The sequence below is a fragment of the Exiguobacterium artemiae genome, from assembly GCF_033342815.1.
In the GTDB taxonomy this organism is placed as follows: Bacteria; Bacillota; Bacilli; order Exiguobacteriales; family Exiguobacteriaceae; genus Exiguobacterium_A; species Exiguobacterium_A artemiae_A.
This window is the reverse complement of record NZ_JAWPEN010000006.1, coordinates 1-14,787: the sequence shown is the minus strand read 5'-3', so window position 1 is coordinate 14,787 and position 14,787 is coordinate 1. Positions and strand designations below refer to the sequence as shown.

Annotated in this window: 17 protein-coding genes; 16 read left to right on the top strand and 1 reads right to left on the bottom strand. The window is 48.3% G+C overall.

Annotated elements, in window-relative coordinates; all coding sequences use genetic code 11:
• The first annotated feature begins 73 nt into the window (after positions 1-73).
• From R7V76_RS07625 to R7V76_RS07580, 10 genes are all read left to right on the top strand, one after another.
• Positions 74-610 carry an NUDIX domain-containing protein gene (locus tag R7V76_RS07625; RefSeq protein ID WP_290830350.1) on the top strand — a complete coding sequence of 179 codons (537 nt, stop codon included), beginning with the start codon at positions 74-76 and terminating at the stop codon, positions 608-610.
• A gap of 96 nt (positions 611-706) precedes the next feature.
• Positions 707-1,189: a ferric iron uptake transcriptional regulator gene (gene fur, locus R7V76_RS07620; RefSeq protein ID WP_026828821.1), complete on the top strand. Its 483-nt coding sequence runs from the start codon at positions 707-709 to the stop codon at positions 1,187-1,189.
• A 125-nt stretch (positions 1,190-1,314) separates the two neighbouring features.
• Entirely contained in the window at positions 1,315-2,199 is an 885-nt protein-coding gene (gene xerD / locus R7V76_RS07615) for a site-specific tyrosine recombinase XerD (protein WP_318091885.1), read from the top strand.
• A 123-nt stretch (positions 2,200-2,322) separates the two neighbouring features.
• On the top strand, positions 2,323-3,495 hold the full coding sequence (deoB, locus tag R7V76_RS07610) for a phosphopentomutase (RefSeq protein WP_318091884.1): 1,173 nt from the start codon (positions 2,323-2,325) through the stop codon (positions 3,493-3,495).
• A 19-nt stretch (positions 3,496-3,514) separates the two neighbouring features.
• Positions 3,515-4,327, top strand: coding sequence for a purine-nucleoside phosphorylase (locus R7V76_RS07605; protein WP_318091883.1), 813 nt, complete (start codon positions 3,515-3,517; stop codon positions 4,325-4,327).
• A gap of 51 nt (positions 4,328-4,378) precedes the next feature.
• Positions 4,379-5,680: a pyrimidine-nucleoside phosphorylase gene (locus tag R7V76_RS07600; RefSeq protein ID WP_318091881.1), complete on the top strand. Its 1,302-nt coding sequence runs from the start codon at positions 4,379-4,381 to the stop codon at positions 5,678-5,680.
• A gap of 86 nt (positions 5,681-5,766) precedes the next feature.
• Complete coding sequence (locus R7V76_RS07595; protein WP_318091880.1) at positions 5,767-6,771, top strand: S66 family peptidase; 1,005 nt, start codon at positions 5,767-5,769, stop codon at positions 6,769-6,771.
• A 104-nt stretch (positions 6,772-6,875) separates the two neighbouring features.
• Complete coding sequence (locus R7V76_RS07590; RefSeq protein WP_012369909.1) at positions 6,876-7,313, top strand: peptidylprolyl isomerase; 438 nt, start codon at positions 6,876-6,878, stop codon at positions 7,311-7,313.
• Between the two features lie 97 nt (positions 7,314-7,410).
• A complete protein-coding gene (locus R7V76_RS07585; RefSeq protein WP_318091878.1) occupies positions 7,411-7,938 on the top strand; it encodes a type 1 glutamine amidotransferase domain-containing protein in 528 nt (175 codons plus the stop codon).
• Positions 7,939-8,168: 230 nt separating this feature from the next.
• Positions 8,169-8,516, top strand: a complete 348-nt coding sequence (locus R7V76_RS07580) for a GNAT family N-acetyltransferase (RefSeq protein WP_318091877.1) — start codon at positions 8,169-8,171, stop codon at positions 8,514-8,516.
• 32 nt (positions 8,517-8,548) lie between these two features.
• On the opposite strand, the gene R7V76_RS07575 is transcribed toward R7V76_RS07580, so the two are convergent.
• Positions 8,549-9,013 (bottom strand): DUF309 domain-containing protein, encoded by a 465-nt coding sequence (locus R7V76_RS07575; protein ID WP_318091875.1) that lies wholly within the window; start codon positions 9,011-9,013, stop codon positions 8,549-8,551.
• 94 nt (positions 9,014-9,107) lie between these two features.
• Here R7V76_RS07575 and R7V76_RS07570 point away from each other — a divergent pair, with 94 nt between their 5' ends.
• From R7V76_RS07570 to ccsB, 6 genes are all read left to right on the top strand, one after another.
• Positions 9,108-9,863, top strand: coding sequence for a segregation/condensation protein A (locus R7V76_RS07570; RefSeq protein WP_214765326.1), 756 nt, complete (start codon positions 9,108-9,110; stop codon positions 9,861-9,863).
• Positions 9,853-10,425: an SMC-Scp complex subunit ScpB gene (gene scpB, locus R7V76_RS07565; protein WP_012369914.1), complete on the top strand. Its 573-nt coding sequence runs from the start codon at positions 9,853-9,855 to the stop codon at positions 10,423-10,425. The genes R7V76_RS07570 and scpB overlap by 11 nt, the downstream gene beginning before the upstream one ends.
• Positions 10,425-11,186: a pseudouridine synthase gene (locus R7V76_RS07560; protein ID WP_012369915.1), complete on the top strand. Its 762-nt coding sequence runs from the start codon at positions 10,425-10,427 to the stop codon at positions 11,184-11,186. The genes scpB and R7V76_RS07560 overlap by 1 nt, the downstream gene beginning before the upstream one ends.
• A gap of 126 nt (positions 11,187-11,312) precedes the next feature.
• Complete coding sequence (locus R7V76_RS07555; protein WP_318091874.1) at positions 11,313-11,903, top strand: redoxin domain-containing protein; 591 nt, start codon at positions 11,313-11,315, stop codon at positions 11,901-11,903.
• A gap of 21 nt (positions 11,904-11,924) precedes the next feature.
• On the top strand, positions 11,925-13,466 hold the full coding sequence (gene resB, locus R7V76_RS07550) for a cytochrome c biogenesis protein ResB (RefSeq protein WP_318091873.1): 1,542 nt from the start codon (positions 11,925-11,927) through the stop codon (positions 13,464-13,466).
• The gene (gene ccsB, locus R7V76_RS07545) at positions 13,463-14,629 is read left to right on the top strand and encodes a c-type cytochrome biogenesis protein CcsB (protein ID WP_318091871.1); all 1,167 of its coding nucleotides are present in this window, start codon (positions 13,463-13,465) and stop codon (positions 14,627-14,629) included. Before resB ends, ccsB begins: the two co-directional genes overlap by 4 nt.
• Positions 14,630-14,787 lie beyond the last annotated feature (158 nt).

The following is a 14,787-nucleotide window of genomic DNA, read 5'->3' as shown; positions in this document are numbered from 1 at the left end:
CAGACTTGCATCAAGAATCAAAAAACAGGCATACTGAGAAAGAGAAGAAATCCGATTAGAAGAGGTGTTCAGGATGGAAGAAAAAACATTAGAGCGCGAAGTTATTTATGAAGGAAAAGTGTTTAACGTTGAGAAACATGTCGTCAGTCTGCCGAACGGTAATACGTCGATCCGCGAGCTGGTCTATCACAACGGTGCAGTCGCCATCATCGCGTTTGATGAAAAAGGAGATTTGTTGGTCGTCGAGCAATACCGGAAAGCGTTCGAGCAATTGTCGATTGAAATCCCGGCCGGAAAGTTGGAAAAAGGGGAAAATCCGGAAGAGTGCGCAGGGCGTGAACTGAAAGAAGAAACGGGATACACGGCAACTGAGCTGAACCACGTGTTTGATTTTTACGGAGCTCCTGGTTTTTGCAGCGAACGCGTACATATTTATGAAGCAAACGGTTTGACTGCGGGAGAGCGCCAGCTGGATGCCGATGAGTTTCTCGAAAACCAGACATTGACACTTGAACGGGCGCTTGAACTTGTAGCGGACGGGACGATTGTCGATGCGAAAACGATCATGGCGATTCAGCATTGGCACATTCGTACATTAAAATCATTCTAAAGCGAATGATTTTCAGTTGATAATCATTTTAATTTGAAAAACCACGGATTATCGGCTATGATAAAACCATCAGTTTCGACCAAAGGGGGCGCTATGATGGAAAGTCGTGTTGAACGCATTAAAAAACAGCTGAGCGGTAAAGGATATAAGCTGACTCCCCAACGTGAAGCGACCGTACGGATCTTACTGGAACATGAGTCGGACCATTTAAGTGCGGAAAATGTCTTTTTATTGGTCAAAGAAAAAAACTCAGACATCGGACTTGCGACGGTCTACCGGACACTTGAATTATTAACGGAGCTTGAAGTCGTTGATAAAGTCAACTTCGGAGACGGCGTATCCCGATTTGATTTACGGCAGGAAGGTGCGAGTCACTCGCATCATCACCTCGTCTGTATCGAATGCGGATCCGTCGAGGAAATCTTGGATGATATGTTAGAAGAAGTCGAAAAAGAAATCGTCACGCGTTTCCAATTTAAAATCAAGGATCACCGTTTGACGTTTCATGGTGTATGCCGGGTATGCCAGGAGCGGCATGCACGTGAAGCACTGGAGCAATCACAAACACAAACCGTCTGACTGTCCTCATCTAAAAGAGGGCGGTTTTTCTTTTTGAAAAATATAGGTCAGACCTCTTCACAACGGTTTACACCTTTGATATGATGGGAAAGTAAGCGATTTCTTAATGATAGAGGATGAGTTCAGTGAGGCAACAACTGGAGACATTTATCGACTATTTAGTAATTGAACGGCAGATGTCAGCGAACACGGCAGCTGCTTATCGAAATGATTTAAACCAGTATTTGACGACGCTTGAACAGCAGGGGATTTCGTCCGCGGAAGAAGTCACCCGCCACCAGATCGTCCTTCATATTGAATCCTTGTTACAGGCGCAAAAATCACGATCGACGGTCCGGCGATCGACGAGCTCGATTCGATCGTTTCATCAGTTTTTGGTGGAACGTCAAATCGTCCGTCACGACCCGTCGCGTCATCTTGATTTACCGAAGCCGGATAAAAAATTGCCGGTGGTTTGGAGTCAAACCGATATCGTCCGACTGCTTGACTCAGTCGTCGGAAATGACCCGCTCGTCCGGCGTGATGCAGCAATGCTTGAACTGCTCTACGGAACCGGTATGCGTGTCAGTGAACTGTTACAACTGACACTGGGGGATTTGCAACTTGAACTTGGTTACCTGTCCTGTCTTGGAAAAGGTAACAAAACCCGGATTATCCCGATCAGTCAGACGGCGATTGACAGCGTCTCGATTTATCTCGAACTGGCCCGGAACAGTCTCGGCGGGCGACAAACGGATTATGTGTTCCTCAACAGCCGCGGCGATCGGTTATCGCGGCAGGGGTTTTGGAAGATGATCAAACGCCGGGCGAAAGAAGCGGGGATTGAAAAAGATATCACGCCCCACGTCTTGCGTCATTCGTTTGCGACCCATCTTCTCGAGAACGGAGCCGACTTACGTGTCGTCCAGGAAATGTTAGGGCATGCGGATTTATCGACGACGCAAATGTATACGCATGTCAATAAAGCCAGACTGCATGATGTCTACAAGAACCATCATCCACGTGCGTGATGGTTTTACCATCAAAAGGTCTGACTTCAGACAAATAGGGTGTTTTGTCTAGTCCGTTTACGGGAAAATTCAAACGGGATTTATTTCAGTAATAAGCAATAAGCATATAGGAGGAATTTTAATATGGCTCAATCATTCAAACGTGTATTTTTAGTCGTCATGGATTCTGTAGGAATCGGAGAAGCACCGGATGCAGAACAATTCGGTGATCTTGGTGCGCATACACTGGGACATATCGCAGAACAGCGGAATGGTCTGAATATGCCGCATCTCGCTCAGCTTGGTTTGTCGCATATCGAACCGGTTCAAGGTGTATCTGCAGATGTTGCACCGATTGCTTCTTTCGGGAAGATGGAAGAAGTCTCGGCCGGTAAAGATACGATGACAGGTCACTGGGAAATCATGGGCCTGCGGATTGATACGCCGTTCCGCGTGTTCGAGAAATTCCCGGAAGATTTGATTGGTCGCCTGGAAACATTCTCGGGACGGAAAATCATCGGGAATAAACCGGCATCTGGAACAGAAATCCTCGATGAACTCGGACAGGAACACGTCGATACCGGCGCATTGATCGTCTATACATCCGCTGACTCGGTTCTGCAAATCGCCGCACACGAAGAAGTTGTGCCGCTCGAAGAACTGTACCGGATTTGTGAATATGCCCGTGATATTACACGCGACGACCCGTACATGCTCGGCCGGATCATCGCCCGTCCGTTCCTCGGTGAGCAAGGAGCATGGGTCCGGACGTCTAACCGTCACGACTATGCGCTGAAACCGTTTGACCGGACTGTCATGAACGAACTGGAAACAGCCGGACTCGATGTCATCTCGCTCGGTAAAATTGCGGATATCTTCGATGGTGAGGGTGTGACAGACGCGATTCGGACAAAATCAAACATGGACGGTATGGATCAACTCGTTAAGCAACTCGATCGTGACTTTACAGGACTCTGCTTCCTGAACCTCGTCGATTTCGATGCGTTGTTCGGTCACCGTCGTGATCCTCAAGGATACGGTCAGGCGCTGGAAGAATTCGATACCCGCTTGCCGGAAGTCTTTGACCGTCTGCAAGAGGATGATTTGTTGATCATCACGGCAGACCACGGAAATGATCCAGTCCATCCTGGAACCGATCATACGCGTGAATACGTCCCGCTGTTGGTCTATTCGAAAAACGGAGCTGCGAAAGATCTCGGTATCCGTTCAACGTTTGCCGATCTCGGAGCGACGGTTGCCGATAACTTCAACGTCAAGATGCCGGCACACGGAAAGAGTTTCTTGTCAGAACTTTAATTTTAAGGGAGCGATTCAGATGACAGTCAATTGGAATGAAACACGTACGTATTTAGAAAGCAAAATGCAGGCGAAACCAGAAATCGGTTTGATTCTTGGATCAGGACTGGGTGTCCTGGCAGACGAAATCGAGAATCCGATTGCGATTCCATACAGCGATATCCCGAACTTCCCGGTCTCGACAGTGGAAGGCCATGCCGGACAACTCGTCTTCGGTACGCTTGAAGGCAAACAAGTTGTTGCGATGCAAGGACGTTTCCACTTTTATGAAGGCTACTCGATGGAAATGGTGACATTCCCGGTCCGTGTCATGAAAGCAATCGGTGTCGAAACACTGATCGTCACAAATGCAGCCGGTGCTTGTAACGAAGCATTTGAACCGGGAGACTTGATGTTGATCACGGATCACATCAACTTCTTCGGTACAAACCCGTTGATTGGGAAAAACGTTGATGAGATGGGACCACGTTTCCCGGATATGTCGAAGCCGTATGACGCAGAATTGTTGCGTCTTGCGCAGGAAACGGCTGACGAACTCGGCATCAACGTCCGTCAAGGCGTCTACTTCGGAAATACGGGTCCGACATACGAAACACCGGCAGAAGTGAAACTTGCCCGGTTACTCGGCGGGGATGTCGTCGGGATGTCGACAGTGCCTGAAGTCATTGTGGCCCGTCACTCGGATATGCGTGTACTCGGAATTTCGTGCGTCTCGAATATGGCAGCCGGCATTCTCGATCAACCGCTTCATCACGATGAAGTCATCGAGACGACGGAACGCGTCCGTGCCCACTTCCTGTCACTTGTCCGTGGTTCGATTAAAAAAATGTAAGCATCGAAAACCGATAAAAAATACGAACGACCCCTTGAGGAGGAACTTATTATGCGTATGGTAGATTTGATTGCAACAAAACGAGACGGTGGCGAGTTACCAACAGCCGATATTAAAGCGATGGTGGAAGGATTTACAAACGGTGACATCCCGGATTACCAAATGTCAGCCATGTCGATGGCGATTTTCTATCAAGGTATGTCAGACCGCGAAATCGCGGACTTAACGATGGCGATGGTCGAGTCGGGTGACGTCATCGACTTGTCACGCATCCATGGTAAAAAAGTCGACAAACACTCAACAGGCGGCGTCGGCGATAAAATCAGTCTGATCGTTGCACCACTCGTCGCATCAATCGGGATTCCTGTCGCGAAGATGAGCGGACGTGGTCTTGGTCACACAGGCGGAACAATCGACAAGCTCGAAGCATTCCCAGGATTTGATGTCGAGTTGTCGGAAGAAGCATTCGTGACACAAGTCAACGACATCAAAATGGCAATCATCGGTCAGACAGGCAACCTGACACCTGCTGACAAAAAACTCTATGCGTTACGCGACGTGACGGCGACGGTTAACTCGATTCCGTTGATTGCAAGTTCAATCATGTCGAAAAAAATCGCTGCCGGTGCTGACAGCATCGTCCTCGACGTGAAAACGGGTTCAGGCGCGTTCATGAAATCATTTGAAGACGCAAAAGCACTCGCGACAGAAATGGTGTCGATCGGTAAAAGTGTTAACCGGAAGACGATTGCCGTCATCACGGACATGGATCAGCCGCTCGGAAACGAAATCGGAAATGCGAACGAAGTCAAGGAAGCGATCGAAGTCCTGCAAGGGAAAGATGTCCGTGACTTGAAAGTCATCGCCTTGACGATTGCGTCACACATGGCAGTCCTCGGGGAGTTCTACCCGACATTTGACGAAGCGTACGCGGATCTCGAGACACGTCTCGCAAACGGAGCAGCACTCGACGTCTTCAAGAAATTCATCGCAGCACAAGGCGGCGATGCTTCACTCGTCGACGATATGACAAAAGCACTCGAAACGAAATTCGAAAAAGATTTCGTCGCGTCGAAAGCAGGATACGTCTCGGAAATCATCGCGGATGAAGTCGGGGTCGCAGCCATGATCCTCGGTGCCGGCCGTGCAACGAAGACGGATGTCATCGATCACGCAGCAAGCGTTACCCTGTTCAAAAAAGTCGGCGACAAAGTCGAAGTCGGTGATGTCATTGCGACACTCCGTTCGAACAAAGAAACACTCGATCAAGCCATCGAGAAAATGGATCACGCGTATCACATCAGCGAGACAAAACCGGAAGCACGTCCGCTTGTCCACGCTGTCATTCAATAAGGTGTTTTCTTACAACCGTCTGGGTTTCTTTCCCAGTCGGTTGTTTTTTGTTATAGTGAAATGAAGAATGTAAGGGGGGAACACAGATGAAACCAGCTCAATTAAACGTCGGCGATACGATTGCGATTGTTTCGCCGGCTTCTGCGGTCGCAGCTTATGTACCGCGTCGTCTGCAACGGGGGATTGAAACACTGGAACGGATGGGATTTAAGGTTCTTTTAATGCCGAATGCGACAGCAGTTCACAGTCATACGGCCGGTACGATTGGGGAACGGCTTCAAGATCTGCATATGGCATTCAAAAATCCGGATGTCAAAGCGATTTTTGCGGCCATCGGCGGCTTCAATTCGCATCAGCTGCTTGATGAACTGGATTACGAGCTGATCCGGAATAATCCGAAAATCTTTATGGGGTACAGCGATATTACGGCTCTTCTTTCCGGTATTCAGACAAAAACCGGTTTGACGACATTTGTCGGACCGGCGATTTTACCGCAATTTGGTCAACTGCATGGTCTTGATGACTATACAAAAAAATGGTTTGAAAGAACGTTGATGCAGACGGATCCAATCGGTCCAATCGAAGCGTCGGATGAATGGACGGATGAAGGTCTGCGCTGGGACGTCAATGATGACCGGAGACGAACACACGTCGCGAATGACGGCTATGTTGTCGCCCGTACAGGTGAGGGGACGGGACCGATCGTTGCCGGTAACCTCGGGACACTGCTGCTGCTTGCCGGGACACCGTACATGCCGTCGCTCGACGGGGCGGTGCTGATGCTTGAAGACGACGAAAGTGAAACGCCGGAGACGATTGACCGGTACTTTACGCAACTCCGTCATCTCGGAGCGTATGAGAAGATTTCTGGAATCGTCGTCGGACGTTTTCACAGTAAAGTCGAGTTTGATCCAGACTTCCCGCTGAAGGACATTCTGTTGCGGGCGACCCGCGGTTATGACTTCCCGATTGTGCTCAATGCGGACTTCGGGCATACGGATCCGGTCTTCCCGTTACCGAACGGCATTCAGGCAACGGTCAGTGCGGGTGAACGTGTTGTGATTGAAATGCTCGAATCCGCAGTGAAGTGAGTAAAAAACCTGCGTTTTTTACGAAGATTTGATACACTAGGTAACGGAGCCGCGGATGCCGCGGCGAACACCACAGCTGAAAAGCGCGAAAGGTTGGTATACACATGCAAAAAACAGGATATATCTTACTGGAAGACGGTAATAAAATTGAGTTCGAATTGTTTAACGACGATGCGCCGATCACAACAGAAAACTTCGAGAACCTTGCGAACTCGAACTTCTACGATGGATTGAACTTCCACCGTGTTATTCCTGGTTTCGTCTCACAAGGCGGATGCCCGATCGGAAACGGTACAGGCGGATCAGGTAAAACAATTCCGTGTGAAACATCAACATCTTACCCGCACAAGCATAAAGCCGGTTCGCTTTCAATGGCGCACGCAGGCCGTAACACAGGGTCAAGCCAATTCTTCGTCGTTCACGAGCCGCAACCGCATCTCGACGGCGTTCACACAGTCTTCGGACAAGTGACATCAGGTCTTGAACATGCAACAAAAATGAAACAAGGCGCTGGCATTAAAGAAATTCGCGTCGAAGCGTAAGTGATTTCTTCCCTTCTTTGATCAAAGAAGGGAAGTTTTTTTTTCGCCCAATACGGGAATTGACAACAAGAACTGAAAAATGAAGGAGCGATTTATGATGCGGTTAGCAGGAAAAAAGATTATTCAACTCGTCAGTAACGACTTTGAGGATTTAGAACTATGGTACCCGGTCCACCGGTTACGCGAAGAAGGGGCGACGGTCGACATCGTCGGCGAGAAAGCCGGTGAAAAATACATCGGAAAATACGGTGTTCCGATTGTGTCGGATAAAACGTTTGACGAAATCAATCCGGCCGATTACGATGCGATTCTTGTTCCGGGCGGCTGGTCACCGGATTTACTGCGCCGGTTTGACTCGGTCCTCGCGATGGTCCGTCATTTTGACGAAACGAAACAGCCGATCGGTCAAATCTGTCACGCCGGATGGGTCTTGATTTCAGCCGGTGTCTTAAAAGGCATCAACGTTACAAGCACACCGGGAATCAAGGACGATATGACGAATGCCGGCGCAACGTGGCATGATGAGCCCGTCGTCGTCGACGGACATATTATCTCGAGCCGCCGTCCGCCCGATTTACCGGATTACATGCGGGAATTCATCCGTGTCCTCGAAGGGTCGAAGTAATCAGACAGTCAGTAAAAGCACATAATGTCAGAGCCCGCCTCCCTGTTTCGTGACAGGGGGGTCTCGTTTGCGAAGTGAAGGAAGGGCGGTGGGAATTCAAATGGATCAGGCCGTCTTTTTACTTGATTTCACGAAAAATGAAGCAATTCGAGCCGAGAAGGTGTAGAATAAACAAGTCTCAGTTGATCATGTTCCTGAGAGTTGTTGAAACTAGGAAGGTGTAGAATCAGATGCTAGTAAAATATAAAAAGTTGAATGAACGGACCGCGATGGGGTTAATCGCTTTTTCGTGTGAAGTGAAGGATCCGAAGTATTTGCTTGAAACGGTTCAAACCTATGAACAAGATGAAAATCAACAGTTGTATCTCTATAAACAGGATGAAGATTTTATCGGCATCATCGGATTTCAATTAGTGGATGGCCACGCTGAATTGAAACATATCGCCTTGTCGCCATCGTTCCGCGGAGAACGGATGTCGTATATGTTACTGGATGCAGCCGAAAAAATGCTGCGGATGGAAATCACGGGTGCAACGGACGAAACGAGTCGACTTGTTGAAAAGTGGAAAAATCAATAAAAACCGGTCCATGTAAGTTACGGACCGGTTTTTCATTTTTTTTGGCGTGCCGCAAGAGCCGTCTGTCGTGCCGTGATGACATCCTGACGGTCGCGCAACAGATGTTTATGCCGCAAGAATGATAAATCCTGTACCGGTTCAATCGGCAGACTGTTGACCCGTTGTTCGAGATCATCTGCGAGCGGCAACGGAATATGCATATAGTCGGGCTGCATGAACAACGGTTGTAAAGCGAGCAGGCGTGGGATATCGATTCCTTGACCGGCGAGTGATCCGGCATGGCGTTCGAGTTTTCGGAAAGCTTTCGGATAGGTCCGCATCGCCCCGGATACATTTCCCCGGCGATGATGGTAGCGGGCAACGGCGAGCTGAATCAATGCGACGAGGGATTCATCTTGTCGTTGACCGGCCTGCCACAGTTCTTCGAGTACTTCGTGGCATTCGAAATAGTCTTGTTGGACATTGAATTCAAATGCAAATTGTTCAATCGGATGCATGGATTGATCTCCTTTCCTTTTAATATAGCATAGTCGAAATCAGGTGATGTGTGGTATACTAAGGCGCAAAAAACGTTGATGGGCAGGGAGAATCATGGAATCATACAGTGTAAAGATGGATGCGTTTGAAGGCCCGTTGGATTTGTTGTTGCATTTGATTGGTAAGCTGGAGATTGATCTGTATGACATTTCCGTTTCGATCGTGACGGATCAGTATGTGTCCTATATCCGGGCCATGCAACATCTCGAACTTGATGTGGCGAGTGAATATCTGGTCATGGCAGCGACGCTCCTGCAATTAAAAAGTAAACAACTGTTACCTGTCGAACAGACGGATTTCGAAGACGTTCCGGATTTTGAAGAAGATCCGACACGTGAAGGGTTGATTCAGCAACTGATTGAATATAAAGCATACAAAGAAGCGGCGCTTGTTTTAAAAGAAAAGGAAGAAGCACGGCTGGAACTGTTTTCAAAACAGCCGGAAGACTTGATGACGTATCTCGATCCGGACAATCAAGATTTCAGCGGGAACCTGTCTTTTAGCGACTTGTTGCGTGCCTATGAGAAAATGCGTCAACGCGTCGCCTGGAAAGTACGGCGTTCGAAAACCGTCAAACGGGAAGAACGGACGCTTGAACAACAGATGATTCATGTTTCGGAATATGTTTTTGCCAATGAAGGGACGACATTTTTCGGGTTCTTCACGGAACAACCGACCGTCGAAGAATTGGTCGTCAGTTTCCTGGCTGTACTTGAACTTGTCAAACAACGTGTCGTCGCCTGTGAGCAAATGAGCGACGATATCCTGTTGCGTGCCTTAGTGAAGGAGGAGAATCAGATTGGCGTATGAGCGAATCATTGAAAGTTTATTATTCGTCGTCGGAGACGATGGAATCGATCCGCGTGGTCTGAGTCAAGTTCTTGAAATCAGTGAGGCAGCGGCCCGGGAACAGTTACATGCACTCCAGACGACATTTGAAGCGGAGGAACGGGTGTTGCAAATCGTCGAATCCGGCGGTGTGTTCAAAATGGTCACCCGCAAAGAGATGTCGCCCTATGTGCAGGCGTATGCCGGATCGCTTGCAGAAGACAGCCTGTCACGCGCGGCGATGGAAACACTCGTCATCATCGCCTATAAACAGCCGGTTACCCGGGCGGACATCGAAGTCATTCGCGGTGTCAAGACGGAGCGTGTGATCCACACGTTAAGTGCAAAAGGATTAATTGATGAAGCCGGACGCGCGAAAGGCGTCGGGCGTGCTAAATTGTATAAAACGACGGATCATTTCCTGGATCACTTCGGACTGAACAGTATCGAAGAGTTGCCGCCGCTCGAGTTTGAAGAAACACTCGAAGCGGATGGGGATTTGTTTTTCCGGAATGAACCGTCATTAGAGGAGAGAATAAATTAATGGAACGTCTACAAAAAATTATTGCCCAAGCCGGTGTCGCATCGCGACGCAAGGCAGAAGAACTAATCACAGAAGGACGCGTCAAAGTCAACGGGAAAGTCATCACGGAGCTCGGGACGAAAGTCGGCGGACGTGCGGAAGTTGAAGTCGACGGCGTCAAACTCGAACGGGAAGAACACGTCTACTACATGCTGTATAAACCAACAGGTGTCGTTTCGACGGTGGAAGATGACAAAGGCCGTAAAACGGTCGTCGATCTCGTCCCACCGGGTCACCGTGTATTCCCGGTCGGCCGTCTCGATTACAACACAAGCGGTTTGCTGCTCCTGACGAACGACGGTGAGTTTTCGAATCTCTTGCTTCACCCGAAATACAAAGTACCAAAACGTTATATCGTCAAAATCAAAGGCGTGCCGGATTACTATCATGTCAAAGGTCTCGAAAAAGGTGTCGTCTTACCGGACGGATTCAAGACCGGTAAAGCACGCGTCGAGATGCGCGATATCGATAAGAAAAAGAATACGGCAATTTTAGAAATGGTCATCTATGAAGGCCATAACCGTCAAGTCCGACAAATGGTCGAAACACTCGGCGCAGAGGTCATCAAGTTGAAACGGGAACAGTTTGGTTTCCTGACGCTTGCTGGATTAACATCAGGCGACTGGCGTGAACTTTCGAAAAAAGAAGTCAATCAATTGCGTGAGCTGGCGGATCCGGTAGCTGCCCCTACGAAAAGACGTAAGAACACAAAAAAACGTTAATTTGTAAAGCGAGAAGCTCAGCCTGCGGGTTGAGTTTTCTTTGTTTGTGACAAAACGATTAACGTATTTCACATTCTGTCAACAATTAAGCGATTTCAAGTACAATATGGTTGGAGGCGGTGCAACATGAAAAAAACGAATCAGAACCCGGATGAGCGGCTAGCAGCCGCGAAGCAAAAGAAGAAAAAACGTTCATTTTGGCGGTTAATGATCATGACGATGGTATTATTCGCCGGTGCGGTCGTTATCATGCAGTTTGTCGATCAGGCGACACGGGATAAGGACGGTCGAGTCCTGGCCGGAGATGATGCGCCGGAATTTGCACTTGTTGATTTGTATGGAGAAAAACAACATACGATGGACGAGTACAAAGGCAAAGGACTTTTACTCAATTTTTGGGGTACATTCTGTGAACCGTGTAAAAAAGAAATGCCGTTGATCAACGACAACTACGAGATGATGCAAAAAGAAGGTGTTAATTTTGCAGCCGTCAACGTCGGTGAGACGCCGGTCCGCGTATCGAGTTTCATCAAGGAAATCGGGGGAACCGATTATCCGGTCTTGATGGACACGAACAGTGCCGTCGAAAAAGCCTATGGCATCTACAACCTGCCGGTGACCTTTATCATCAACAAAGAAGGTAAAGTCGTTGAAAAGTATGAAGGTGAGATTGATCAGGCGAAGTTAGAAGAAATGATTAAAAAAGCAAACGAGTAACGCATCGAGGGGGAATTTATGATGCAGCAGGAGTATAAGCAACTGGACATGCGTTATGAGGAAGCCGAGCTTCGTTCAAAACGAAAAAATCAATCGTGGATCGACCGGACATGGACGTTCTTTTCATCCGTCAAAGTCGGCTTATGGCTGATTGGCTTAATCATCATCGCAAGCGGCGTCGGAACTATCTTCCCGCAGGAAATGTACATTCCGCAAGCAGTTCCGCCGGAAGAGTTTTACGGGAAGGAATATGGAACGGCCGGTGAAATTTATTATGCCCTCGGTTTCCATAATTTATTTGAATCCTGGTGGTATATCGGCTTAATCACATTATTACTGTTATCCATCATCATCGTATCGATCGACCGTTTCTTCCCGCTGTATCGCGCGCTGAAGAAACAACCGGTCATCCAGTCCGACCGTTTTATGGGCGGTCAGCGATTTGGCGCTGAAGCGACTGGGACGGTTAAACAGATTGATGCCATTGAACCGTTGCTGAAGAAAAAAGGGTATAAGATCCGCCGACAAGACGGCGCGCTGCTTGCGGAAAAACAACGATTTGGCCGCTGGGGTCCGTACATCAATCATATCGGGCTTGTCTTGTTCTTCGGTGGAGCGATGTTACGGATTGTCCCCGGCATGCACGAAGACGAGCTGATGTGGATCCGTGAAGGCGAAACTTTGCCGGTCGAAGCGACGGACAATCAGTATTATCTCGAAAACAACTCGTTTAACATTGAGTTTTACGATCCGGCAAAAGAGCCTGAGAAATTCAGAGAAGCGTTGAAACGCGCCGGTGGAAGTGTTCCGAAAAACTATGATACCCAAATGACGTTGTATAAAAAAACCGGAATGACGGACGACTTCAAACCGAAACTTGAAAAAGTTAAATCCGGGGAGACCGCCGTCAACCAGCCGTTCGAGTTCGGAAACTATCAAGTCTTCCAGGAACAATATGCAGCGGATCCGGAGTTTAAGACGATGTCCTTTAATATCGAGAATCAAAAAACAGGCAAAGTCATCGATACGATTAAAGTTGACTTGCGTAATCCGCAGGAAACTTACAAATTAAAGAACGGGTATGATGTCGAACTAAAAGACTTCCTGCCGGACTTCGTTGTTAAAGACGGAAAACCGACGACAAACTCGTCGCGTCCGGTTAATCCGGCGTTTGTCTTTACAATCAAATCACCGGAACATCCGAAAGGTGAGCGCAGTCTGATCGGGATTAAACTGAATGTCGGCGGCGATGAGAACCAATACAAAATGGGCTTCGCCGGTACAGAACTGTCGAACATTTCCGGCGTTCGGATCAAAAAAGATTTGACGCTTCCATTCCTGTTTGCCGGCGGTATGATTTTCATGTTCGGGCTGTTGCTCGGTATGTACTGGCCGCACCGCAGACTCTGGTTAAAAGAACGGAACGGGCAGATCAATATTGCCGGATTTACGAACAAAAATGCACTTGGACTTCAGAAAGAAGTCAATCTCGCCTTGACTGAAGTGGGACTTCCGCAACTGGAAGACCGCCAGAAGTTGCGGGAAGAGGGGGAAACGAAATGAACCTGCTTAGTTTAAGCGGTAATTTACTGCTGACGTCTTTTATCTTATATCTGATCAGTACCGGGTTCTTTGCCGTCGCAACAAGTGGTAAAAAGGGACCAAGCCGTTCCGGGAAAATTGCTTTTTCACTCGCTCTTTTAGGGTTTGTGGCGCAACTCGGTTACTTCTTCACACGTTGGGCAGGGGCTGGACACGTTCCGGTCTCAAACTTATATGAGTACACGACATTCTTCGGGATGATGATGGTACTCGGCTTCCTGATTGTTTACGGCATTTACCGCAACAATGTCCTCGGACTTGTGGCGATGCCGGTTGCCTTGCTTGTCATCGCGTACGCGTCGATGTTCCCGGATGAAGTGCAGCCGTTAATTCCGGCACTTCAAAGTGTCTGGTTGAAAATCCACGTCACGACGGCAGCACTCGGTGAAGGAATTCTTGCGGTCAGCTTTGCGACGGGACTGTTGTACCTGATCCATGCGACCGACTTCAACAAAGAATCGAAAACACGGACGTGGCTTGAAGTCGTCATGTTCTCACTCGCTTGTGTCGTCGGATATATCGTTGTTGGTTTATTATTCAATGCACTCGGTACGAACTCGACAATCGAGTACGTTGCAAAAAACGGTGCGACGATGCAACACGAGTATACGATGCCCGTTTTGACGGGTCCTGAAAACGGAAAAATCATTTCCGGTTCTGGTGCTGTCGTTGAATTGCCGAACTTCCTTAATGCCAACAAAGTCAATACGGTCTTATGGTCGTTGATTGGTGGACTGGTTCTGTACGTTCTGCTCCGCTTCGTCATTCTCCGGAAACGGTTGGCAGAAAGCCTCAAACCGATTGCCCGTAAAATTGATCTTGAGACGGCGGATGAAATCAGCTATCGTGCGATTGCAATCGGGTTGCCGGTCTTCATTCTCGGTGGATTAATCTTCGCAATGATCTGGGCACAGATGGCTTGGAGTCGTTATTGGGGTTGGGACCCGAAAGAAGTATGGGCTTTGATCACGATGCTGTTCTACGTCTTCTATCTTCACATGCGGATTCAGCGCGGCTGGATCGGTAAAAAATCAGCGTGGTTATGTGTCGGCGGATTTGCCGTCATCATGTTCAACCTCGTCTTCGTCAATTTGGTCGTTGCCGGTCTTCACTCTTACGCGTAAGCAACGAAATCGAATAGTAGAATAATCATTTAAGGATGAGGCTGGGACATAACTAGCTGTCTTTTAAAGAAAATAAGGGATTGCCATCGTGACGATGCGCAATCCCTTATTTTTTTCATCACCTCTTATTAAATTGCCCCTCGGGCAATACTTTGGGT